This is a genomic window from Prochlorococcus marinus str. GP2, assembly GCF_000759885.1.
Lineage (GTDB): Bacteria > Cyanobacteriota > Cyanobacteriia > PCC-6307 > Cyanobiaceae > Prochlorococcus_A > Prochlorococcus_A marinus_J.
The window spans coordinates 391929-412823 of sequence record NZ_JNAH01000008.1; the positions used below are offsets into that span (position 1 = coordinate 391929).

At 31.8% G+C, this 20895-nt stretch carries 21 protein-coding genes and 1 tRNA gene; 13 read left to right on the forward strand and 9 right to left on the reverse strand.

Annotated elements, in window-relative coordinates:
- Positions 1 to 44: 44 nt before the first annotated feature.
- From gcvH to EU91_RS00360, 3 genes are read right to left on the reverse strand one after another with little or no spacing between them, the layout of a single operon-like run.
- The gene (gene gcvH, locus EU91_RS00370; RefSeq protein ID WP_032525177.1) at positions 45 to 434 is read right to left on the reverse strand and encodes a glycine cleavage system protein GcvH; all 390 of its coding nucleotides are present in this window, start codon (positions 432 to 434) and stop codon (positions 45 to 47) included.
- Between the two features lie 2 nt (positions 435 to 436).
- On the reverse strand, positions 437 to 1729 hold the full coding sequence (locus tag EU91_RS00365; RefSeq protein ID WP_032525178.1) for an aminotransferase class I/II-fold pyridoxal phosphate-dependent enzyme: 1293 nt from the start codon (positions 1727 to 1729) through the stop codon (positions 437 to 439).
- An 18-nt stretch (positions 1730 to 1747) separates the two neighbouring features.
- Positions 1748 to 2446 carry a hypothetical protein gene (locus tag EU91_RS00360; RefSeq protein WP_032525180.1) on the reverse strand — a complete coding sequence of 233 codons (699 nt, stop codon included), beginning with the start codon at positions 2444 to 2446 and terminating at the stop codon, positions 1748 to 1750.
- Between the two features lie 75 nt (positions 2447 to 2521).
- Here EU91_RS00360 and EU91_RS00355 point away from each other — a divergent pair, with 75 nt between their 5' ends.
- From EU91_RS00355 to EU91_RS00335, 5 genes are read left to right on the forward strand one after another with little or no spacing between them, the layout of a single operon-like run.
- Positions 2522 to 3460, forward strand: coding sequence for an acyl-CoA desaturase (locus EU91_RS00355; RefSeq protein ID WP_032525181.1), 939 nt, complete (start codon positions 2522 to 2524; stop codon positions 3458 to 3460).
- 20 nt (positions 3461 to 3480) lie between these two features.
- Complete coding sequence (rplI, locus tag EU91_RS00350) at positions 3481 to 3936, forward strand: 50S ribosomal protein L9 (protein ID WP_032525182.1); 456 nt, start codon at positions 3481 to 3483, stop codon at positions 3934 to 3936.
- A gap of 58 nt (positions 3937 to 3994) precedes the next feature.
- The gene (dnaB, locus tag EU91_RS00345) at positions 3995 to 5377 is read left to right on the forward strand and encodes a replicative DNA helicase (RefSeq protein ID WP_032525183.1); all 1383 of its coding nucleotides are present in this window, start codon (positions 3995 to 3997) and stop codon (positions 5375 to 5377) included.
- A gap of 12 nt (positions 5378 to 5389) precedes the next feature.
- The gene (gene mnmG / locus EU91_RS00340; RefSeq protein WP_032525184.1) at positions 5390 to 7357 is read left to right on the forward strand and encodes a tRNA uridine-5-carboxymethylaminomethyl(34) synthesis enzyme MnmG; all 1968 of its coding nucleotides are present in this window, start codon (positions 5390 to 5392) and stop codon (positions 7355 to 7357) included.
- A 48-nt stretch (positions 7358 to 7405) separates the two neighbouring features.
- On the forward strand, positions 7406 to 7981 hold the full coding sequence (locus EU91_RS00335) for a chorismate lyase (RefSeq protein ID WP_193741651.1): 576 nt from the start codon (positions 7406 to 7408) through the stop codon (positions 7979 to 7981).
- Here the strand turns inward: EU91_RS00335 and EU91_RS00330 are convergent.
- Positions 7961 to 8524, reverse strand: coding sequence for a hypothetical protein (locus EU91_RS00330; protein ID WP_032525185.1), 564 nt, complete (start codon positions 8522 to 8524; stop codon positions 7961 to 7963). The genes EU91_RS00335 and EU91_RS00330 overlap by 21 nt on opposite strands.
- Before the next feature lie 83 nt (positions 8525 to 8607).
- Positions 8608 to 9135 carry a SprT family zinc-dependent metalloprotease gene (locus EU91_RS00325; RefSeq protein ID WP_032525186.1) on the reverse strand — a complete coding sequence of 176 codons (528 nt, stop codon included), beginning with the start codon at positions 9133 to 9135 and terminating at the stop codon, positions 8608 to 8610.
- Positions 9136 to 9220: 85 nt separating this feature from the next.
- On the opposite strand from EU91_RS00325, the gene EU91_RS00320 reads away from it, so the two are divergent.
- The 3 genes from EU91_RS00320 to EU91_RS09565 all read left to right on the forward strand — a co-directional run bounded on the left by EU91_RS00320 (position 9221) and on the right by EU91_RS09565 (position 11244).
- Positions 9221 to 9640, forward strand: coding sequence for a hypothetical protein (locus tag EU91_RS00320; protein ID WP_011819289.1), 420 nt, complete (start codon positions 9221 to 9223; stop codon positions 9638 to 9640).
- A 24-nt stretch (positions 9641 to 9664) separates the two neighbouring features.
- On the forward strand, positions 9665 to 10978 hold the full coding sequence (locus EU91_RS00315) for an RNA ligase family protein (protein WP_032525265.1): 1314 nt from the start codon (positions 9665 to 9667) through the stop codon (positions 10976 to 10978).
- 113 nt (positions 10979 to 11091) lie between these two features.
- Complete coding sequence (locus tag EU91_RS09565) at positions 11092 to 11244, forward strand: hypothetical protein (RefSeq protein WP_193741648.1); 153 nt, start codon at positions 11092 to 11094, stop codon at positions 11242 to 11244.
- 4 nt (positions 11245 to 11248) lie between these two features.
- Here the strand turns inward: EU91_RS09565 and EU91_RS00310 are convergent, their stop codons facing one another.
- From EU91_RS00310 to EU91_RS00295, 4 genes are all read right to left on the reverse strand, one after another.
- On the reverse strand, positions 11249 to 11842 hold the full coding sequence (locus tag EU91_RS00310; protein ID WP_032525187.1) for a TVP38/TMEM64 family protein: 594 nt from the start codon (positions 11840 to 11842) through the stop codon (positions 11249 to 11251).
- 2 nt (positions 11843 to 11844) lie between these two features.
- Positions 11845 to 14601 carry a valine--tRNA ligase gene (locus tag EU91_RS00305; protein WP_032525188.1) on the reverse strand — a complete coding sequence of 919 codons (2757 nt, stop codon included), beginning with the start codon at positions 14599 to 14601 and terminating at the stop codon, positions 11845 to 11847.
- A gap of 97 nt (positions 14602 to 14698) precedes the next feature.
- Positions 14699 to 15085, reverse strand: a complete 387-nt coding sequence (locus tag EU91_RS09105) for an AIR synthase (protein WP_072012910.1) — start codon at positions 15083 to 15085, stop codon at positions 14699 to 14701.
- Positions 15056 to 15127 (reverse strand) — tRNA-Val (locus tag EU91_RS00295). Before EU91_RS00295 ends, EU91_RS09105 begins: the two co-directional genes overlap by 30 nt.
- Before the next feature lie 98 nt (positions 15128 to 15225).
- Here EU91_RS00295 and mazG point away from each other — a divergent pair.
- Genes mazG through aspS form a run of 5 tightly spaced genes read left to right on the forward strand, consistent with a single transcriptional unit; the run spans position 15226 to position 20826 of the window.
- Positions 15226 to 16080: a nucleoside triphosphate pyrophosphohydrolase gene (gene mazG / locus EU91_RS00290; RefSeq protein ID WP_032525190.1), complete on the forward strand. Its 855-nt coding sequence runs from the start codon at positions 15226 to 15228 to the stop codon at positions 16078 to 16080.
- Complete coding sequence (gene speE, locus EU91_RS00285) at positions 16077 to 16928, forward strand: polyamine aminopropyltransferase (RefSeq protein WP_032525191.1); 852 nt, start codon at positions 16077 to 16079, stop codon at positions 16926 to 16928. The genes mazG and speE overlap by 4 nt, the downstream gene beginning before the upstream one ends.
- Before the next feature lies 1 nt (position 16929).
- Positions 16930 to 17811: an agmatinase gene (gene speB / locus EU91_RS00280; RefSeq protein WP_032525192.1), complete on the forward strand. Its 882-nt coding sequence runs from the start codon at positions 16930 to 16932 to the stop codon at positions 17809 to 17811.
- 50 nt (positions 17812 to 17861) lie between these two features.
- A complete protein-coding gene (gene gcvT, locus EU91_RS00275; protein WP_032525193.1) occupies positions 17862 to 18974 on the forward strand; it encodes a glycine cleavage system aminomethyltransferase GcvT in 1113 nt (370 codons plus the stop codon).
- Between the two features lie 55 nt (positions 18975 to 19029).
- Entirely contained in the window at positions 19030 to 20826 is a 1797-nt protein-coding gene (gene aspS, locus EU91_RS00270; protein WP_032525194.1) for an aspartate--tRNA ligase, read from the forward strand.
- The last annotated feature ends 69 nt before the right edge of the window (positions 20827 to 20895 follow it).

Below are 20895 nucleotides of genomic sequence, written 5' to 3' on the forward strand. Positions count from 1 at the left end.
TTAAAATATTTTTCTTTAAAATAGCTCGTTTTAAAAAATTTGCCTTATTTTGGTACAACCTTTGATTGATATTCCTCAGAAGTCATCAAATCAGCAATTGATGCTTTTAATTCTGGTTTTAAAATGACTAACCAACCTTCTCCAATCGGATCATTCTGTAAAAGCTCAGGATTCTCAATAACACTTTCATTTACAGAAACTATTTCCCCTGAAAAAGGTAAATAGACTTCCTCAACGGCCTTAACTGATTCTATTGTTCCAAAAGTCTCACCTTTCTCTAAAGTCGCCCCTTGATCAGCTAACTCAACAAAAACGATATCACCTAATTGATCTATAGCAAATTCACTAACTCCAATTTTTAATAATCCGTTTTCTTCCAAAACATATTCATGAGTATCAGCATAGTTTAGGTTGTCTGGAAACTGGTAAGACATGATTAAGGAGATAAAGGAGATAGAGAATCCTTTGAAATTAATTTTTCATCTAATAATTCAGATAATAATCGAATTAATGCAATTTTGATGTGAGCTATATGAGAACCACCTTGAACAAAAATATTGTAAGGATCTCTTAGAGGAGCATCAGCAGAAAATTCACTTGTACTGCCCTCAATAAATGTACCTCCTGCCATTAATAATTTTGAATCATATCCATCCATTGACGATGGAACAACATTCAGAAAAGAATCTACTGGTGAAGAATTTTGAAAAGATTGACAAACTTTTTGTACCAAATAAGGATTATTCAATCTTACTGACTGAATAAGATCAGATCTATAAGTTGCTGGCTCTGGTAAAACCTTGAATCCCAAATTTTTAAATACTGCTGCAACCATATCAGCACCTTTTAGTGATTCATGAACAATTTGTGGTGCTAAAAACAAACCCTGCAAAATTAATCTTCCTAGTCCAAAATTTATTCCTGCAGAAGAACCAATACCTGGTGAGGTTAATCTAGAACATGCCATCTCAACCAACTCTTCATCTCCCGCAACGTACCCACCAGTAGGAACAATTGTTCCTCCCAAATTTTTAATCAATGATCCAGCAATTATATTTGCCCCTTTAGAAATTGGTTCACTATCTTCAACAAGCTCTCCATAACAGTTATCAACAAAACATATACATTTAGGATCAAGAGAATGAATGAGACTAAAAATTTTCTCTATCTGATGATTCGTCAGGGATTTTCTCCAACTATATCCACAACTTTTTTGTATGAATACTAATTTATATGAATTTTCTTTAAAAGAATGAACAATTTTTTCTTCAAAAGAATCAAAATTCTCGCAGATATTTATTTGCTTATATTCAATCTCAAAATTTTTAAGTGAGCCTTTTCCTCCTCCTCTTATTCCTATGACTTCTTCTAACGTGTCATATGGTTGTCCTGTAAGAGATAACATTACATCTCCAGGTCTAAGAATTCCAAATAAGACAGAACTTATTGCATGCGTTCCACTCACAAATTGCATCCTCACAGCTGCCTTTTCAGCAAGAAATAATCTTGCAAAAACCGCATCAATTTTTTCTCTAGATATATCATTATGACCACTACCAGAAGATTGATTGAAATGACTAGTAGAAACTTTTTCTTCCTTAAAAATTGTCAAAATATTTTCTAATTTATGGAAAACCTGATTAGACCTTTCTTGGAAAACATTACTCAAACTCTCTTCGACAGAAAGAACAGCGTTTTCAGCCAGTTTTAAGTTATTGTTTAGTGTCATTAATTATGAAAACTCATATTATTTTTCAGAAGCTAAATTTCTTAATTCTGCGAGGAAAGCATTAGGTCCTCTACCCTGAAAATAAGAAAGTTTTTTGGAAGCCTCATATAAATCAAGTAGTTCTCCATCTAATTCTTCTGCCGTAAAATCTCTAATTCCTGCTATTACCTCAGCAAAACGTTCTCTACGGGAAGATTTATTAACAGCATATGCATCCATTACCTGAATTTTACATGATCTCCAAGCCTTATTCTGACAGAAATGCACTGAAAGAGCAGCACTTAAAGCAGAAGCTTCTTCATCTTCTATGTACCAGTCAAACGATGAAGGTAGAGATTTTAATCCTGAAAATATCTCGAATAACTCCCCAGCCGACAATGGATTACCAGAATCATTTTTTAGGGGTAATGCAGACTCTTCCAAAGATTTCCATAAATCTGGGTAATCACTTTCTAAACGATCCCTGATTTTTTCTATACCTTGATCAAGAATCGTATTAACTTGAGCTAAAGCAAGAAATACTTCAGGTCCTGGTGAAGATAACTTCCCATTCCTAAGATTAGAAATTTGCGAATTGTGAACTTTACCTAAATCAAGAACTTCTGAAAGTAATGGCAAAACTCTGTGTGACCATCCATTTCTTTCATGCCAGAGGTGTATCAAATGAGCCATAGCCCTTCGACCTCTAGATAATTTATCGCGATATCCGAGACTCACAGATAATTAAACTTATCAATAGTATAGTATGATAATATTACATATCGGTAATTTTGAAAATAGTATTTCAATATCATGAATTCAGTAATTTTCCAACAAACAGCAAAACTAAAAAAACCTGTTCCAGCTGAAAAAGTTATAGAACTCTCAGAAAAATTACTGGAACCTTCCAGCCATTCAAAAAGATATCCTCCAAGACTACATAAAACTTGGGGAACGATATTTTTCATGGTTGCAATTCATATTCTTTCTCTTGTAGCTATACAACCAAAATTTTGGAGTCTCCCTGCAGTAGTATCACTGTTATTTTTTTACTGGGTAACTGCTTGTTTAGGAGTCACTCTTGGATATCACAGATTGTTATCACACAAATCGTTCATTGTTCCAAGATGGTTAGAAAGATTTTTTGCTACCTGTGGAGCTATAAGTTGCCAGCATGGACCAATAGATTGGGTAGGTTTACATAGGCATCACCACTCTTTTTCAGATACTGAAGTAGATCATCACAATAGTAAAAGGGGGTTTTGGTGGAGTCATATGGGTTGGATGTTTAAAGACGTTGAAGCACTAAAAGCTGTTCCAAAACTAAGTGCAGATTTAATCAAAGATCCATACTATAGATTTCTAAATAAATATTTTTTATTATTACAAATTCCTATTGGACTCTCTTTGTACGCAATAGGTCAAAAATTAGGCGTTGGAGGATGGGCTTTAGTTCTTTGGGGAATTCCATTGAGACTTGTGGTTGTTTATCACGTAACTTGGCTAGTAAACTCCGCGACGCATTGTTGGGGTAAAGCGCCATTTGAAAGTGGTGATTCATCTAAAAACAATGCGTGGGTTGCTGCATTAACATTTGGGGAAGGTTGGCATAATAATCATCATGCATTTCCCAACTCGGCAAAACAAGGATTATTTAGAGGTCAAATAGATATAACATGGGAACATATTAAGATTCTTGCGAAATTTGGTCTTGCAAAAAAAGTAAAGTTACCCTCTAGGTCTTATTATTAATTATATTGTTCAATATTTTCATGGCTAAAAGAGTACAAGTCGCATTAACTGAATCAATCGCTTCACTAGGTAAAGAAGGAGATCTAGTTGAAGTTGCACCTGGATACGCAAGAAATTTTCTATTACCTTATGGCAAGGCAATGAATGTAACTCCAGCTGTCCTTAGACAAATTGAAAGGAAGAAAGAAAAAGAAAAAATCGCTGCTGATAAATTAAAGCAGGAAGCTTTAGATTTCCAAACTGCACTATCTACAATAGGTAGGTTCACTATCAAAAAACAGGTTGGAGAAGACGGTGTTCTTTTTGGAACGGTTACCAATGGAGATGTTGCCGAAGCAATAGAAACGGCAACTAAAAAAGAAATTGATAGAAGAAACATTACCGTTCCTGATATTCATAATTTAGGTTCCTTTACTGCAAAAATAAAATTACATGCAGAAGTAAACGCAGAAGTAAATATTGAAGTAACAAGTTAATCAATTTGTTGCATTATTTTGAAAAGTAGCCAGAGTATATATCTAAGCAATTAAAGATATGGTTTCTGTACCTTTTCCGAATAATGGGCAAAATAAAAATTTTAAAAAGGATTTTAATAGTGAAAATTCTGGATTAGTACCTCCTCAAAACGTTCAAGCAGAGGAAGCCGTTCTTGGTGGCATACTTCTCGATCCAGACGCGATCGGAAGAATTGCAGACTTAATTAAACCTGAAGCCTTTTATATAAATGCCCATCAAGAGATTTATAGAACAGCACTAATGTTGCATACCCAGGGTAAACCAACTGATTTAACATCAATGAGTGCTTGGTTAGCAGATAATGGATCACTAGAAAAAATTGGAGGGAACAGCAAACTGGTAGAACTAGTTGAAAATGTTTCTTCTACAGCTTCCATAGAACAAGTTGCTAATTTAATTAATGACAAATTCATGCGAAGGCAACTTATAAGATCTGGGAATGAAGTGGTTCAACTAGGATTTGATCAAACTCAAGATACTAATGAAGTTCTAGATAAAGCAGAGCAAAAAATATTTGAAATCAGTCAAGAAAAACCTTCAAAAGGTCTTACTCAAGCAGCTGAAATCCTTACAAGTACTTTCAACGAAATAGAGTCAAGATCATTAGGTACTTCAGTAGCTGGAATTCCAGTAAATTTCTACGATCTTGATGCGATGACTCAAGGTTTTCAAAGAAGTGATTTAATAATTGTTGCTGGAAGACCTTCAATGGGGAAAACTTCAATGGTTCTTAATCTGGCTAAAAATGTTGCACAATCTCAAGATTTACCTGTGTGTGTATTTAGCCTTGAAATGAGTAAAGAACAGTTGACATATAGATTACTCTCTATGGAAGTTGGAATCGAGAGTGGCAGGCTAAGAACAGGAAGATTACAGCAAGATGAATGGCCATTACTCGGAGAAGGTATCAATTCATTAGGTCAATTACCAATATTTATAGATGACAAGCCTAACTTAAGCGTTTTAGAGATGAGATCTCTGTGCAGAAGATTAATAGCTGAACAAAAAAAAGAACTTGGATTAATTGTGATTGATTACCTCCAGTTGATGGAGGGAACAACCCCTGATAATAGAGTGCAAGAACTTTCAAGAATAACAAGAGGTCTTAAAAGCATGGCCAGAGAATTAAAAGTACCAGTAGTTGCTTTATCTCAGCTTAGTAGAGGGGTAGAATCTAGAACAAATAAAAGACCAATGTTAAGCGATCTAAGAGAATCAGGATCTATTGAACAAGACGCAGATTTAGTATTAATGATTTATAGAGATGAATACTATAATCCAGAGACTGAAGATAGAGGAATTACAGAAATCATTGTCACTAAACATAGAAATGGACCGGTAGGAACTGTTAAATTGTTATTTGAACCTCAATTTACGAGATTTAGGAATTTAGCTAATTAAATCTATCCTAAAATGCAAGATCTTCACTCAACAAATGAATCTTTTGACATCATCGTTATTGGAGGAGGACATGCAGGATGTGAAGCAGCTATAACAACAGCAAAATTAGGATTTTCTACAGCCTTATTTACAATTAATTTAGATAGGATTGCCTGGCAACCATGCAACCCTGCAGTTGGCGGACCCGCGAAAAGTCAGTTGGTACATGAAGTTGATGCATTAGGTGGAATTATTGGTAAATTAGCTGATGAAACAGCGATACAAAAAAGAATATTAAATGCAAGTAGAGGACCAGCTGTATGGGCATTAAGAGCTCAAACAGATAAAAGAGAATACTCAAAAAAGATGATTGAAATACTACAAAATACAGATAATTTATTTTTAAAAGAGGCAATGATTACTGAACTGGATATTGCAAAAACTGAAGAAATTGGATTGAACTCAAAAAAAATCATAAAAAAAAGAATAAAGGGTGTAAAGACTTTCTTTGGTAGTTATTATTCAGCAAGATCAGTTATCATAACGGCTGGTACGTTCTTAGAAGGAAGAATATGGATAGGAAATAAATCAATGTCAGCTGGTAGATCGGGCGAACAAGCAGCAAAAGGTCTTACTCAAAATTTGCACGAAATTGGTATCAAAACAGAACGTTTAAAAACAGGAACTCCAGCAAGAGTTGATAAAAGAAGTATCATTTTTGATGAATTAGATATTCAACCAAGTACTGCAGCAGATAAATATTTTTCGTTCGATCCAGATATCAAAAATAATATGCCCCAAGTTAGTTGTCATATCACGAGAACAACTGCCAAAACACATCAACTAATTCGAGACAATTTACATTTAACTCCTATTTACGGCGGTTTTATTGATAGTAAGGGGCCAAGATATTGTCCATCAATTGAAGATAAAATCGTTAAATTCGCTGATAAAGAATCACATCAAATTTTCTTAGAACCAGAAGGAATTAATACCCCTGAAATATATGTTCAAGGATTCTCTACAGGTTTACCTGAAAATATTCAATTAGAACTTTTGAGAACCTTACCTGGATTAAATGAATGTAAAATGTTGCGACCAGCTTATGCTGTCGAGTATGACTATATACCTGCAACACAACTCCAAACATCACTCGAAACGAAAGAAATTGAATATTTATTTAGCGCTGGACAAATTAATGGAACAACTGGTTATGAAGAAGCAGCAGCACAAGGATTAGTTGCCGGAGTCAATGCAACAAGAAAACTAAACAAAAAAGATCCAATAATCTTCACAAGAGAAAGCAGCTATATAGGAACAATGATCAATGATTTAATTACCAAAGATCTCAAAGAACCATATAGAGTTCTTACTAGTAGGAGTGAATACAGGTTGACCCTTAGAGGAGATAATGCAGATAGGCGATTAACCCCATTAGGTTATGAAATAGGGCTAATTGATGAGAAAAGATGGTCGGTCTATCAAGAAAAAATGAAACTCCTTGAAGAAGAGAAATTAAGATTAAAAAACACTCGTTTAAAAAACACGGATGAAATAGCAAGAAAAATAGAAATAGCCACGGGATCAAAAATCAAAGGCTCAACAACTTTGAAAGAACTCTTAAAAAGACCAAACTTTCATTATTCAGATTTAATCAACTATAATTTAACTGAAAAAAATATAGCTTCTTCAATACAGCAAGGTGTCGAAATAGATATTAAATATGAGGGTTATCTTAAAAGACAAAAAAACAACATTGAACAAATAAATCGCCAAAGCTGTAAATCTCTGCCTAAAGAAATAAATTATGCAAAGATAGATACATTATCTTTAGAAGCTAGAGAAAATTTGAATAAGATAAAGCCAAAAAATTTTGGTGATGCTTCAAAAATTCCGGGAGTAAGCAAAGCTGATTTAACTGCATTACTTGTTTGGCTAAAAATAAGAGAAATAAAAAAAGAAAAGGCAAATATTTTTGTCGAAAAAAAGTTATCATCTTAAAAGCAATAGTTCAGATCACTGAATAATAAACTTTTTAAGTCACCAAAAATTTTATGGGAAGAAAAAGCTTCTACTTTTTTAGTGAAAAATTCACTCCCAGAAATATCTGGTTCATGGAAATTAATGCTGCTTGGAGATGGAAGTCCAACTAGACATCTACAGCTTTTAACTAATCAAGAGACAAAAATTAAATTAATTGCAATGCAAATAGATCCTCTATACATTCAAGAAGGTCCTAAAGAATTAAATCAGTTGAATGGTCCCTTAATTAGAAGACAAGTATGGATTAAAAACAATAATAAAAATCTAGCATGGGCTGAAAGTTGGTGGAATGCAGAACAAGTAAATGAAAATTTAAAAGCCAAAGAAGAGCCAATATGGAAGAATTTGACACAAGACAGATCAGAATTGTTTAGAGAAGTTGACCGAATTTCTCTTGTAAATTCAAATTGGTTAGAAGATCAATTTTGTTTTAAAGGACCATTCTGGTCTAGAAATTATAGATTTTTTCGAGACAAAAAACCCCTAACAATTATAAGAGAAGTCTTCAATCCACATTTAGAAAGTTTATTAGGTTACTCAGGAATTACAGAATTTACAAAATTATACTCTTCTTCTTCTTGATCTGGGAAGATTTCTTGATTTTGATTGACCTTGTTGGTTTAATTGAATTCTTGATAAATTATTCTCTTTTTCTGAATCTCTTTGCCATCTTTCAACTTTGAAATCCGTTTCATCTGGCCAATCTTCGTTTTGATTCTCTTTCCCATAAGGTAATTTTTTTTGCTCAGTTGTCTGTAAATTTTTTTGTTGCCTTAAAGATATTGCTTCTAAAGGCCTTTTTGAATAAGGTTTAGTAGATTCATAAGAATTGGATTCTCTAGTAAATGACTTAATATCGCTAGTATCATCGTAAAAATTATCATCATTCCAATCATCATTATCTTCATCTAAAAATAAATCCACTTTTTCTGATACCCATTTTCCTACTTTTTTAACACTCTTACTTGTTATTCTTTGAAAATCTGAGTTCCTTCTTTGACCTGGCCTAGCCCCAGATACCCCATCAACGAATTGTCTTCCAGTTTCAAAAATTTTATCAACTTGTTTATCAACAATATTTCTATCAAAACTATTTCTAAGATTTCTAATTCTCCTTGAATCCATAAATTATTATGCTTTTTAAAATATAAATTACATTAAAAAATTAAATAATTCCAAATATAGAAACAAAAACACATCTTATATTTTTAATCAAACAAAATTAAACATTTTTTATTCCATAATCCATTAAAAAAATTTACACAACATTTTTTACATGCAATATTCTTTATTCTTTTCCTGTAGAAAAATTTCTCACCACAATTTTGACAAGTTCCTATGTATTTTAATTCTCTCCTTTCAATAGGAAATGAGTGCCTCACAGAAATTTGAAAGTTATTCTGTTTCTCATTAATTTCATTCATTTTTGCTAAGAAATTTGGGCCATGTATCTCATTTTTTTTTAATATCCTATCTACCCATGCATGAATCATTTCATGACATAAAGTACTGTTTATTTCACAAATAGATAATTTACTCAAAATAGGTTTCGATAAGATAATTTCAGAATCCACAAAACCATTAATTCGTTTTCTTTTATAAAAGCCAGCAGTAGTTTTTAATCTATTGTCACTCCATCTAACTTTTACTAAAGGTTGATTATCAACCACTAAAGAATTTTCAAAATATTGGTTATTAAATCTATGAAATAAAGGTAAAAGAGGAATTACAGACATTTTGGATTAAAGTTAGTATTATTTTGACAAAAAAAGCCATCAAAAACGATTTCTTTTCTTAAAGTAATAAAAAACTCAAATCAACATGGATGCAACACTAGTAAAAGATATCGGAATTAAAGCGTTATTAGTTGGCGGAGCAGTACTAGTTTCGTTTTGGACTTTTAATGCAGTCAAATTAGTTATAAGCGCCAGAGGAATTAATCCATTAGTAAGAAAGTTTTTTGATCAAATAGCTGCTGGCAGGATTGATGCAGCTTATGGTTTAACTACAAAAACTTATAAAACTCATGTTAAGCGACAAGACTTTCTTAAATTTTTAGCAAGTTTAAACCTCAATAAATATAGAAATTTAAAATCAGGAAGACCTAGAGTCCAAGAAGATCAAATCATAATAACCTTGAATTTAAAGTCAGAAGACAAACAAGATGAGCTCCCATTAGATTTTACTTTCGCAAAAACTGACAATGATTGGAAAATTGACAGAATAGCTAAAGTGAATTAATCATTTCTTGTGAGGCAAAAAGAATTGTTTAAAGAAGAAATAATACATCAATTAGAATTACACCCAAGTAGATTAGATAAAGAAAAAATCATCTCAAAAGCGATGGAAGAAGGTTTAGATGATTTTTTTGAAGGAATCCGTATGGCACTTGATCCATTGGTAACTTTTGGTGTAAAAATTGTTCCTGAGAAAGAGTCCGAAAAAAGTCAAAATTTTTTATGGGAGGATTTTAGAAAATTAGCCAATAAGCTTATTCAAAGAGAACTTACTGGTCACGCTGCTCGCGATGCAATTCTTGAGGCTATGGAATCTGCAACAAAAGAAGAGTGGAATGGATTTTATAGACGAATTTTAATTAAAGATCTTAGATGTGGTGTATCTGAAAAAACAATAAACAAGATAGCAAATAAATTTCCGAAATATTGTATACCTATTTTTTCTTGTCCTCTAGCTCATGACAGTGCAAATCATGAAAAAAAAATGATAGGAAAAAAGCAAATTGAAATCAAATTAGATGGTGTACGCGTCTTAACTATTATTAGACGAAATAAAGTAGAAATGTTTTCTCGCAATGGGAAACAATTTCATAATTTTGGTCATATTATCTCAGAAATAGAAAACGTCTTAAAAGAAGACCCAGCACCTTATGACTTAGTACTCGATGGTGAAGTAATGAGCTCTAACTTTCAAGATTTAATGAAACAGGTCCATAGAAAAGATGGTAAACAAACCAAAGACGCAGTTCTCCACCTATTTGACTTATGTCCCCTTGAAAACTTTCAAAAAGGAAGGTGGAATACTAGTCAAACTAGAAGAAGTTTATTAGTAAAAGAATGGGTAGCAAAACATTCTATGCATCTAAAACATATACAATCACTTGAATGGGAAAATGTAGATCTCGACACTATTGAGGGACAGAAAAGATTTGTTCAACTTAATAAATCTGCCGTGGAGGGTGGATATGAAGGAGTAATGATTAAAGACCCTGATGCTATCTATGAATGTAAAAGAACACACAGTTGGTTAAAAGCTAAACCTTTCATTGAAGTCACTTTAAAAGTTGTATCGGTTGAGGAAGGTACAGGTCGTAATAAAGGTAGGCTGGGAGCAATCCTAGTAGAAGGAGAGGATGATGGGTATGAATACAGTCTTAGTTGCGGAAGCGGATTTAGTGATATACAACGTGAAGAATACTGGTCAAAACGTAATCATCTCGTTGGTCAACTTGTAGAAATCAGAGCTGATGCTAAAACAAAATCAAAGGATGCAGTGGCTTTTAGTCTTAGGTTTCCTAGATTCAAATGCTTTAGAGGATTTAAATCTGGAGAAAAAATTTAAATTTTAAAAAGTGCTCTTGAATAAAGTAGTCAATAAAAATGTGGTTTTTATTAAAAAACTTAAAATCTTAGCTGTAAAATATAAGAATAATTATCAGTATTTTTTGCAATTTTATGACAAAGAAAAAAGTTTTCAACTACATAAAAACACCCTGTGGACAAGCAAAATATATTGAATTAGAAACCAATAAAACTTTGTTGGGTAAAGTTAGATTATTTTGGTTTATCTTAATTGCATCTATAAAAGATTGGAATATTAAAGATTAAATTCTTAGGAATTTTCAAAATATTCTTTAGAGTATTTAGCTAAAAAATATACAACTAAAGAAGTTGAGACAACACCAATGAGAGTCATATATAAATTATTTGGGGATTGCACATTTTTTAACTCCTGGAGACTTTTTGCCAAACTACCTATTGAGCAATAAAGAAAAGTTCCTGGAATAATTCCAAGAAGGCCAAGAAAGAAATCTCTAAATTTAATATTATTCAAACCATAAAAATAATTTAGAATACTGAAGGGAAATATCGGAGATAATCTCGCTAAAAAAATTAATTTAAATCCCCCTTTTTCTACAATTTTTTCCATAATACTTAATTTTGGATAACGGCTGAAAAGGTTTTTTAGCTTTTTTGCAAAAAAAGTTTTTGATAAAAAAAATGCTGCTGATGCCCCAATGGAAGCGGAAATGAAAACGATAATTGATCCTAAATATGAGCCATATAAAAAACCTGATAATAAAGATAACCAAGAAGCTGGAAGTATTAATAAAACAATTAAAATATAAATACAAACAAACGATAAGATGCCAATTCCAGTATTAAAAAAAGACAAATTATAAATATTTTCTAGGACTATATTCATTCTTAATTCAATAGTTCGAGTTTTTTAGTAATTGTCTCCTTTTGCAACGTACCCTCATTTAATTTAAATCTGCATTCATCGACAATATTTTTTGGAGCCTTATCAACGAAATTTTTATTAGATAATCTCTTATTTAAATTTTCTAATTCAATAGTCACTTTTTTTAAATCCTTGGTTAACCTATCCTTTAATGCATCTATATTTACAAAATCCTGAAAAGGTAAGTAAACCTCTAAACCACTAATTATCCCAGAAAAAGATTTAGAGAACTCTTTTTTATCAACAGCATTAGTTTTAAAAATAAATACTTCAGAAGATTTAGTTAAGGTTTGAATATCGTCAACTAAAGTTTTTAAAAAATCAATCAATTCATTATTGTCTGAAATTAAATATACAGGACCTTTTTCTGATGGCTTAAGACCTAATTCAGCTCTTAAATTTCTAATCAACCTAATAATTTCAAAGAGTTGCTGAAAGGAATTATCAAGCTTATTATCAACAAATTTATTTTCGTGAATTGGCCATTTTTGAAGAGATAATAATGCATTATCTGGTTTCAATAGCAGTGCATGCCAAAGTTCCTCAGTAATGTGCGGCATAAAAGGATGAATCATTACCAAAATATCATTGAGCACTTTTATTAAAACTTTTTCAGATATTTGTCTATTTTTTGTCTCTTTATTATTAAACCTTTGTTTAGCAAATTCTACATACCAGTCACAAAAATCATTCCATGCAAATTCATATAGAAGTTTCGCAGATTCTCCCAATTTATATTCTTTCAACAAAGCAGCGACTTTTATATTTACCTGATTCAATTTCGATAAAATCCACTTATCACATAACTCTAAAGAAGCTTCATCACTCTCATTAAGCGAGTAATTATTGTTAGAAGTTTTATTAATTAAGACAAATTTAGTTGCATTCCATAATTTATTCGCAAAATTTCTTGAAGCTTCAACAGTTGAAGATGTATCTTTTTTCCTATCAAAATCAAGCCGGATATCTTGTCCAGCGCCTGCAACTTCTCGAATTAAAGCAAATCGTAGAGCATCAGAACCATATTTATCAATTAATAGTATTGGATCAATGCCATTACCTGAACTTTTACTCATTTTTTTATTGTTTTCATCTCGAACTAGACCATGAATATAAACATCCATAAAAGGAATATTATTCGTAAAAGTATTACCCATCATTGTCATTCTGGCCACCCAGAAGAAAATAATATCGAAACCAGTAACAAGAACATTATTTGGATACCATTTTTTAAAATCCGGATGATTTGTATTGGGCCAACCAAGGGTTGAGAAAGGCCATAAACCACTTGAAAACCATGTATCCAAAACATCTTTATCACGAACCAATTTAATATTTAATCCAAACTTTTTATTAGCTTCGATTAAGGCATCTTCTTCATTTCTTGCAACGATATATGGAGTATTTTGTTCTATCGAGTCTTGAGACTCATCTAATACATACCATGCTGGTATTTGGTGCCCCCACCATAATTGTCGACTGATACACCAATCATTAATATTCTCTAACCAATCCTTATAGACTTTCTCCCACCGTGGAGGAATAAACAATGGTTTTTTAGATTCAATTGCATTAAGACATCCTTGCGATATATCATCCATATTCAAAAACCATTGTGTTGACAATAAAGGTTCAATTGGCACCTTACCTCTATCAGAAAAAGGAACAGTATGTTTATAATCCTCTATCTTTGTCAAAAGGCCTAAGTTATCCAGTTCTTTGATAATTTTTTTTCTAGCCTTATATCTATCTAAGTTTTGAAAAATACCTGCATTAATATTTAAAGTTCCATCTTTGTTCATTACATTAATCTGTTTTAAATTATGCCTTTTTCCTATTGCAAAATCATTTGGATCATGGGCTGGAGTAACCTTCACACAACCTGTACCAAAATCTTTATCAACATGTGAATCAGCGATAATAGGTATTTCTCTATCAACGAAAGGGACTTTTACTTTGAAACCAATAAATTCTTTATATCTATCATCATCAGGATTAACTGCCACAGCAGTATCACCCAAAAGAGTTTCTGGTCTTGTTGTTGCAACTTCTAAGTACTTCTCTAACTGCTCACCACTTTCAGAAATTAAAGGGTATTTAAAATGCCATAAATGACCATTTACTTCTTGCATTTCAACTTCAAGATCACTTACGGCCGATTGAGATTCAGGGCACCAATTAACCAAATATTCGCCTCTATAAATTAAATTCTTTTTATAGAGAATATTAAAAGCCTCAATAACTGCTTCATTTAATTTTTGATCAAGAGTAAATCTCTCTCTAGTCCAGTCAACTGAATATCCTATCCTTTTTAACTGAGAAACTATTCTTCCACCACTTTGTTCTTTCCAGTTCCATGCTCTTTTAAGAAATTCATCTCTTCCAATATCCTCACTTGTTTTGCCTTCACTTTTTAATTGTTTTTCAAGAATAGTTTGAACAGCTATTGAAGCATGATCAGTTCCTGGCAAACACAAAACATTCTTACCTAAAAGCCTTTGAAAACGTACTACAACATCTATCAAAGAAGTATTAAATGCATGCCCCATATGCAAAGATCCAGTTACATTTGGTGGCGGAATAACTACACAAAAAGGCTCCCCATCATCCTCCGGGTTAGGACTAAACGCCTTTAGACTTTCCCATTTTTCTTGCCACTTTTTCTCTACTTCACAAGGTGAATAATTCTCTAAAGATAATTGATCATTTATCTCTGTCATGGGCAAATTTTATTTCAATAAACTTTTTGTTTATTTTATCTTGAGAGGAGACAAATAATGAAAATAATATTAGTTTGCAAAAAAAGACACATCCACTCTACAAAAGTTTGAAGCCAGAACCACAAGAACAACGTTTTGCATTTTTTGGTGTTGAAATAAGAAATCCACCGCCGCTCAAATCACCGTAATAATCTAATTTTAAATCTTTCAGTAAATTAAACTTTTTCACATCTGCATATAAAGTTACTCCTTCAGTTCTTGAAATTGGAGATCCATTACATCTTCCTGGCCTTAATTTAATATGCATCCATCCTTCTGAACAATTTTTATCCTCTACCAAATCAATCGACATTTCTCCTGGAGAACCTCCAAAAGAAGCTTGCCTAGATAATTCTGAAGCAGCGCTTTGACTGATTGAAAGATTGACGATCTCAGTCATTAGAAAAATAATAAATGGGCGATCCAGGGTTCGAACCAGGGACATCCTGCTTGTAAGGCAGGCGCTCTACCGCTGAGCTAATCGCCCTTATAATAATTCATTCTAATAGATGAAGTTGAAAAATTTATACTAAGTATTTAAATATTTCATGATTGAGGCAAAATTTAATTACTAAGATATATCCTATGTCCTTAAACAATAGATATAAATTGGAAAACAATTCCGATTTAGAGACTATAAATAGTTTTAAAATTTTAATATCTAATATCAAAGCATTAAAAGATAAAACTTGGGGCTGCCCATGGCAGAAAATACAGTCTCATATTTCGTTGATCCCATTTTTGTATGAAGAAATTAATGAATTTATAGATGCGATATATGAAAAAAATGCAGATAACATATGTGAAGAGTTAGGAGATCTTTTATTACAAGTTATGCTTCATGCCGAAATTGGTTTCGAAGAAAAAGAATTTGCACTAAATGATGTTATAAAAAATCTAAATAAGAAAATTATTAATAGACATCCATATATTTTTAACAAAAAAGAAAAAGTATCATTTAAAAAATCACAACAGATTTGGGAAAGTATTAAAAATTCAGAAAAAGAAGCACCGCATATGGAATCATCAATTAGTAGAAATTTAAATTTACAAATTAAAAATTTACCTCCAACGATAGCAACAGATAAAATTACAAATGTTGTTAAAAAATATGGCTTTAAATGGGAAAGTACCGATCAAATTTTTGAAAAGTTAGAAGAAGAAATTAATGAATTAAAAGAAGCAATTAAGAGTAAAAATGATTCAGATATACAAAATGAATTTGGGGATATTTACTTCACCCTTCTTAATATCTCAAACTTTTTAAAAATAAATCCTGAATCAGCTCTTCAAAAAACTAATAAAAAATTTTTAGACAGATTTTCTATCGTCGAAGAGCATGCAGGAGATAATATTAAAAAACAATCTCCCAAAGACTTTCAACGGCTTTGGCAAATAGCCAAACAAAAACTGGCGGGAAAATTTCCTAAAAGCAAATGACAAATATTAAAACATGGATAGATGAATATCATCAAGGCTCAAGATTTGGCTTGAATGGGAAAATTCTAATTAAAAAAACCTCAAAATATCAAGAAATTATTGTTATTGAAAATGAATACTATGGCAGAGCTTTAATGCTAGATGGTTGCTGGATGACATCATTAAAAGACGAGAAATATTATCATGAGTGTCTTGTACATCCTGCACTAAGTAGCATTGATGAAATATCTAATGTACTAATTATTGGCGGTGGGGACGGTGGTACTTTAAGAGAATGCGTTAAATATTCTCAAATATCAAAAATTGATCTAATAGAAATTGATGAGGAGGTAATCAAAATATCTAAAAAATTCCTAAAAAAAATTGGAGGCGAAGCATGGAATGACAAAAGATTAAAAATACATGTTGATGATGGTGTTCAATGGGTTAAAAAAACAAGAGATAATTTTTACGACGTTATACTTATAGATTGTTCAGATCCCTCAGAATTTTCGAATTTATTATTTTCAGATTCTTTTTATGAAGAATGTAAAAGAATACTTACACCAAAGGGGATATTAGCAACGCAAAGCGAATCTCCTGAATCCTTCAAAAATATTCACATAAATATTTTGAAAACCCTAAAAAATATATTTAAAGTATCTAAAACTATGTATTCCTTTGTGCCTATATATCCAAGCGGTATTTGGAGCTGGACATTCGCTTCTTCAGAAGATATAAATTTATCAAAAATAAATTATGTGGAAGCCCTAAAAATAGAAAAAGGATGTGAAATTTGGAATTTAAATTTTCAAAATGCAGCATTTAAAATGATGCCAAATAAAATTGTAAAAGAACTAGATTTATAAGATGACAAAAAATTTATTTGATAACGAAAATGCAATTTACATGGGAGCAAAAAGAAGTCCTGAGAATTGCTCAATTGGTATATTTGGAGCTAATTATGACGGGACATGTTCGTTTAAACCAGGAGCAAGATTTGGTCCAGAAGCAATAAGACAAGTCAGTTCTTGTTTAGAAACATATTGTCCAAAAATAAAAAAAGACTTAGAAGATATTATGTATGTTGATTTTGGATCAATACTAATTGATAAAAATGACTCAAAGTCCGTTATTGAATGGGTTAAATCAGCAACAAATTATTTAATTAGTAAACGCCTTAGTCCTATCATGCTTGGAGGCGAACACTCTATTACAAGAGGTGCTATTGAAGCATTAGTAAAAAAATATCCAGATTTGATATTGGTACAACTTGATGCTCATGCAGATTTAAGAGAATCATATATGGGAAATGAACATAGTCATGCTTGTACTATGAAAAGATGCTTAGAAGTGCTACCTGAAAAGAAAATTTTGCAAGTAGGGATAAGAAGTGGCACTAAAGAAGAATTTGAAATAATGCATGACAACAACCAATTAGTTAATTTTTGTCCAGGCGGAAATGCACATGAGCTAAAACAAGCTCTTCTACCATACGCTAAGTCTCCAATCTATCTAACAATAGATTTAGACTGGTTTGATCCAAGTTTATTAGCTGGGACGGGCACTCCAGAACCAGGAGGATTTTTTTGGAATGACTTTGAAGAAATACTGAAAACTTTAAAAGACTTTAGAATTGTGGCTTCAGATATTGTGGAATTGTCTCCAGAAATTGATAAAAGCGGAGTAAGTAGCATAGTTGCAGCCAAAGTACTTAGAAGCTTAATTTTGTCATTAGAAAATATGCAATAAAAAATTTCTAAACTACAGTGTAAAAATACTAAATAAAAACTAAATATTTCATGGATTTGCGAAAAAGTCCTCTTTATTCAAAATATGCTGAATCAAATGCAAAATTAGTGAATTTTGCAGGTTGGGAAATGCCAATATCATTTTCAGGATTAATTAAAGAGCATGAATCAGTCAGATCTTCAGCAGGATTATTTGATATTTCTCACATGGGTGTGATATCTGTTAAGGGAATCAATCCAAAGGATTATATTCAAAAACTTTTTCCTACTAATTTATACTTCTTTTCTGAAGGTCAGGGTCTTTATACAGTAATGCTCAATGATAAAGGAGGAATAATAGATGACTTAATAATTTATGACCTTGGTATACAAGAAAATAACATATCAGAATTATTGTTAATAGTTAATGCGAGTAGATATGAAGAGGATTTTCAGTGGATAAAAAATAATTTAACTAAATATGAAATTTCGATAACAAACTTTAAAAAAGACAAAGTACTTTTAGCACTACAGGGAAGAAACTCATTCAATTTATTTGAAGAATGGATTGAATCTTCTATCTCACATATCCCTAACTTTGGATGCGAATATAAAATTTTTGAACATATTTCGCCTAAAGAAAAAATTTTCTTTTCAAAGACGGGATATACAGGGGAAAATGGTTTAGAAATACTTTTATCTAAAAAAGCAGCAATTAATTTATGGGATTTCTTAATTTCCAAAAATGTTGCGCCTTGTGGGTTAGGAGCTAGAGATACTCTGAGATTAGAAGCAGGCATGCATCTTTATGGCCAAGACATAAATGAAGAAACTTCTCCATATGAAGCAGGGTTAGGATGGCTAGTACATCTAGAAAATAATCACGAATTCTTTGGAAGAAGATTTCTTGAAGAGCAGTCAAGATTAGGTATTCAAAAAAAGTTAGTTGGTCTCTCTATAGAAGGTAAAGCAATAGGGAGAAAAGGTTGCGCAGTAATAAAAGATGGAGAGAATATTGGAACTATCACTAGCGGCAGTTGGTCTCCAACTAAACAAAAAGCTATAGCTTTTGCATACATCCATACTTCGCATGCCTTAATAAATAATGAAGTTCAAATATTAATAAGAGGTAAAAAATTTAAAGGGGTTATAACAAAAAGAGCGTTTTATAAAAAGAATTATTAACTAAATTTGCCCTCAAAGAATTATTATAAGTTATTGATAAATAAATCATACTTAGATGAGAAACAAAATTTGTGAAGAACTCAATAATACAGATATTGGTAAATTAGTTAATCTATGCGGATGGGTAGATAGAAGAAGAGATCATGGTGGTGTAATTTTTATTGATTTAAGAGACCATAGTGGATTCTTACAAATAACAATTAACCCCGATGATGGAGCAAATCTATTTAAACAGGCAGAAACTCTAAGAAATGAGACGGTAATAATGGTTAGCGGAATTATTAATGAAAGACCAAAAGATTCAATAAATAAAAATTTAAGTACTGGAGAGTTAGAGCTTAAGGTTAAAGATTTGCAAATTCTCAACCAAATTAAAAAAAACCTACCTTTTCCAGTGTCTATACATGATTATGAAAATACAAAAGAAGAACTAAGATTAAAATATAGATACCTTGATTTAAGAAGGGGTAAATTACTAGAAAATTTAAAAACAAGACACAAGATTATTAAAGTTGCTAGAGAATTTCTTGATAATTTTGGATTTACTGAAGTAGAGACCCCACTACTTACAAAATCAACACCAGAAGGCGCTCGCGATTTTCTTGTTCCTGCGCGTCTTTCAAATGGAGCATTTTTTGCTCTACCCCAATCTCCACAGTTATTTAAACAACTTTTAATGGTTGGGGGCTTAGATAAGTATTATCAAATCGCAAAATGCTTCCGTGATGAAGACTTAAGGGCAGATAGACAGCCAGAGTTTACACAATTAGATATAGAGATGAGCTTTATTAATGAAGAAGAAATAATTTCTTTTAATGAAAGTCTCATAAAAAAAATATGGAAAGAAGTGTTAAATATTAATTTTAATAATGCTTTTCCAAGAATGTCATGGCAGACAGCAATGGATAATTACGGAACTGATAGACCAGATACAAGATATCAAATGTTATTAAAAGATTTAGGAGGAGTATTAGGTGATATTGGATTTAATATTTTCACCAAGGCAATTAAGTCTGGAGGTTATATAAAATCCATAACAGTCAAAGGAGGTAATTCAAGTATTAGCAACGTAAGAATTAAACCAGGAGGCGATATCTTCCAAGTGGCTCAAGATGCCGGAGCTGGTGGTTTGGCCTTTATAAGGGTCAAAGGAGATGAGCTTGAGACTATTGGGGCAATTAAAAATAATTTAAGTGAAAAGCATATAGCTGATATTTTAAAAATCACGGAAGCAAAAGATGGAGACTTAATCCTCTTAGGAGCTGGAGATAAACAAATTGTCAATCAGTCATTAGATAGGGTTAGACAATATATCGCAAAGGACTTAAATCTCATTGATAAAAGTAAATGGAATTTCTTATGGGTAACAGACTTCCCTATGTTTGAGAGAAATGAAGAGGAAAATAGATATGAAGCTTTACATCATCCTTTTTGTTCTCCAAAAAATATAAAATTTAAAGATTATGAAAACTTGAAAAAAGAAATTGAGAGCTCTACAGCAAATGCTTATGACTTAGTTCTTAATGGATTGGAGTTAGGGGGTGGCTCTTTACGTATTCATGAAGCGAACTTACAAAGAGAAGTTTTGAGAACGGTAGGACTTACTGATAAAGAGATTGATGAAAAATTTGGATTTTTAATAGAAGCACTAGAAATGGGTGCTCCCCCTCATGGTGGAATAGCGTTTGGATTGGATCGTATTACCATGCTGATCATTGGTGCAGATTCAATCAGAGAAACCATTGCTTTTCCAAAAAATCAACAAGCAAAATGTCTTCTCACAAATGCACCTTCAAATGTCTCTGAATCACAATTAAAAGAATTAGATATTGAAATAACAATTGATGAATAAGAATATATATGGATGTTCTAAAAGTTTTTTGTTTAAATAAAATATAAGGAGGCTGTGCTTAATTAAAAA

What these genes read in the sequence shown, in the direction of transcription:
- gcvH (WP_032525177.1), bottom strand. Translation starts at nt 434, where the DNA reads ATGTCTTACCAGTTTCCAGACAACCTAAACTATGCTGATACTCATGAA.
- EU91_RS00365 (WP_032525178.1), bottom strand. Translation starts at nt 1,729, where the DNA reads ATGACACTAAACAATAACTTAAAACTGGCTGAAAACGCTGTTCTTTCT.
- EU91_RS00355 (WP_032525181.1), top strand. Translation starts at nt 2,522, where the DNA reads ATGAATTCAGTAATTTTCCAACAAACAGCAAAACTAAAAAAACCTGTT.
- rplI (WP_032525182.1), top strand. Translation starts at nt 3,481, where the DNA reads ATGGCTAAAAGAGTACAAGTCGCATTAACTGAATCAATCGCTTCACTA.
- dnaB (WP_032525183.1), top strand. Translation starts at nt 3,995, where the DNA reads ATGGTTTCTGTACCTTTTCCGAATAATGGGCAAAATAAAAATTTTAAA.
- mnmG (WP_032525184.1), top strand. Translation starts at nt 5,390, where the DNA reads ATGCAAGATCTTCACTCAACAAATGAATCTTTTGACATCATCGTTATT.
- EU91_RS00330 (WP_032525185.1), bottom strand. Translation starts at nt 8,524, where the DNA reads ATGGATTCAAGGAGAATTAGAAATCTTAGAAATAGTTTTGATAGAAAT.
- EU91_RS00325 (WP_032525186.1), bottom strand. Translation starts at nt 9,135, where the DNA reads ATGTCTGTAATTCCTCTTTTACCTTTATTTCATAGATTTAATAACCAA.
- EU91_RS00320 (WP_011819289.1), top strand. Translation starts at nt 9,221, where the DNA reads ATGGATGCAACACTAGTAAAAGATATCGGAATTAAAGCGTTATTAGTT.
- EU91_RS09565 (WP_193741648.1), top strand. Translation starts at nt 11,092, where the DNA reads ATGACAAAGAAAAAAGTTTTCAACTACATAAAAACACCCTGTGGACAA.
- EU91_RS00310 (WP_032525187.1), bottom strand. Translation starts at nt 11,842, where the DNA reads ATGAATATAGTCCTAGAAAATATTTATAATTTGTCTTTTTTTAATACT.
- EU91_RS00305 (WP_032525188.1), bottom strand. Translation starts at nt 14,601, where the DNA reads ATGACAGAGATAAATGATCAATTATCTTTAGAGAATTATTCACCTTGT.
- EU91_RS09105 (WP_072012910.1), bottom strand. Translation starts at nt 15,085, where the DNA reads ATGTCCCTGGTTCGAACCCTGGATCGCCCATTTATTATTTTTCTAATG.
- mazG (WP_032525190.1), top strand. Translation starts at nt 15,226, where the DNA reads ATGTCCTTAAACAATAGATATAAATTGGAAAACAATTCCGATTTAGAG.
- speE (WP_032525191.1), top strand. Translation starts at nt 16,077, where the DNA reads ATGACAAATATTAAAACATGGATAGATGAATATCATCAAGGCTCAAGA.
- speB (WP_032525192.1), top strand. Translation starts at nt 16,930, where the DNA reads ATGACAAAAAATTTATTTGATAACGAAAATGCAATTTACATGGGAGCA.
- gcvT (WP_032525193.1), top strand. Translation starts at nt 17,862, where the DNA reads ATGGATTTGCGAAAAAGTCCTCTTTATTCAAAATATGCTGAATCAAAT.
- aspS (WP_032525194.1), top strand. Translation starts at nt 19,030, where the DNA reads ATGAGAAACAAAATTTGTGAAGAACTCAATAATACAGATATTGGTAAA.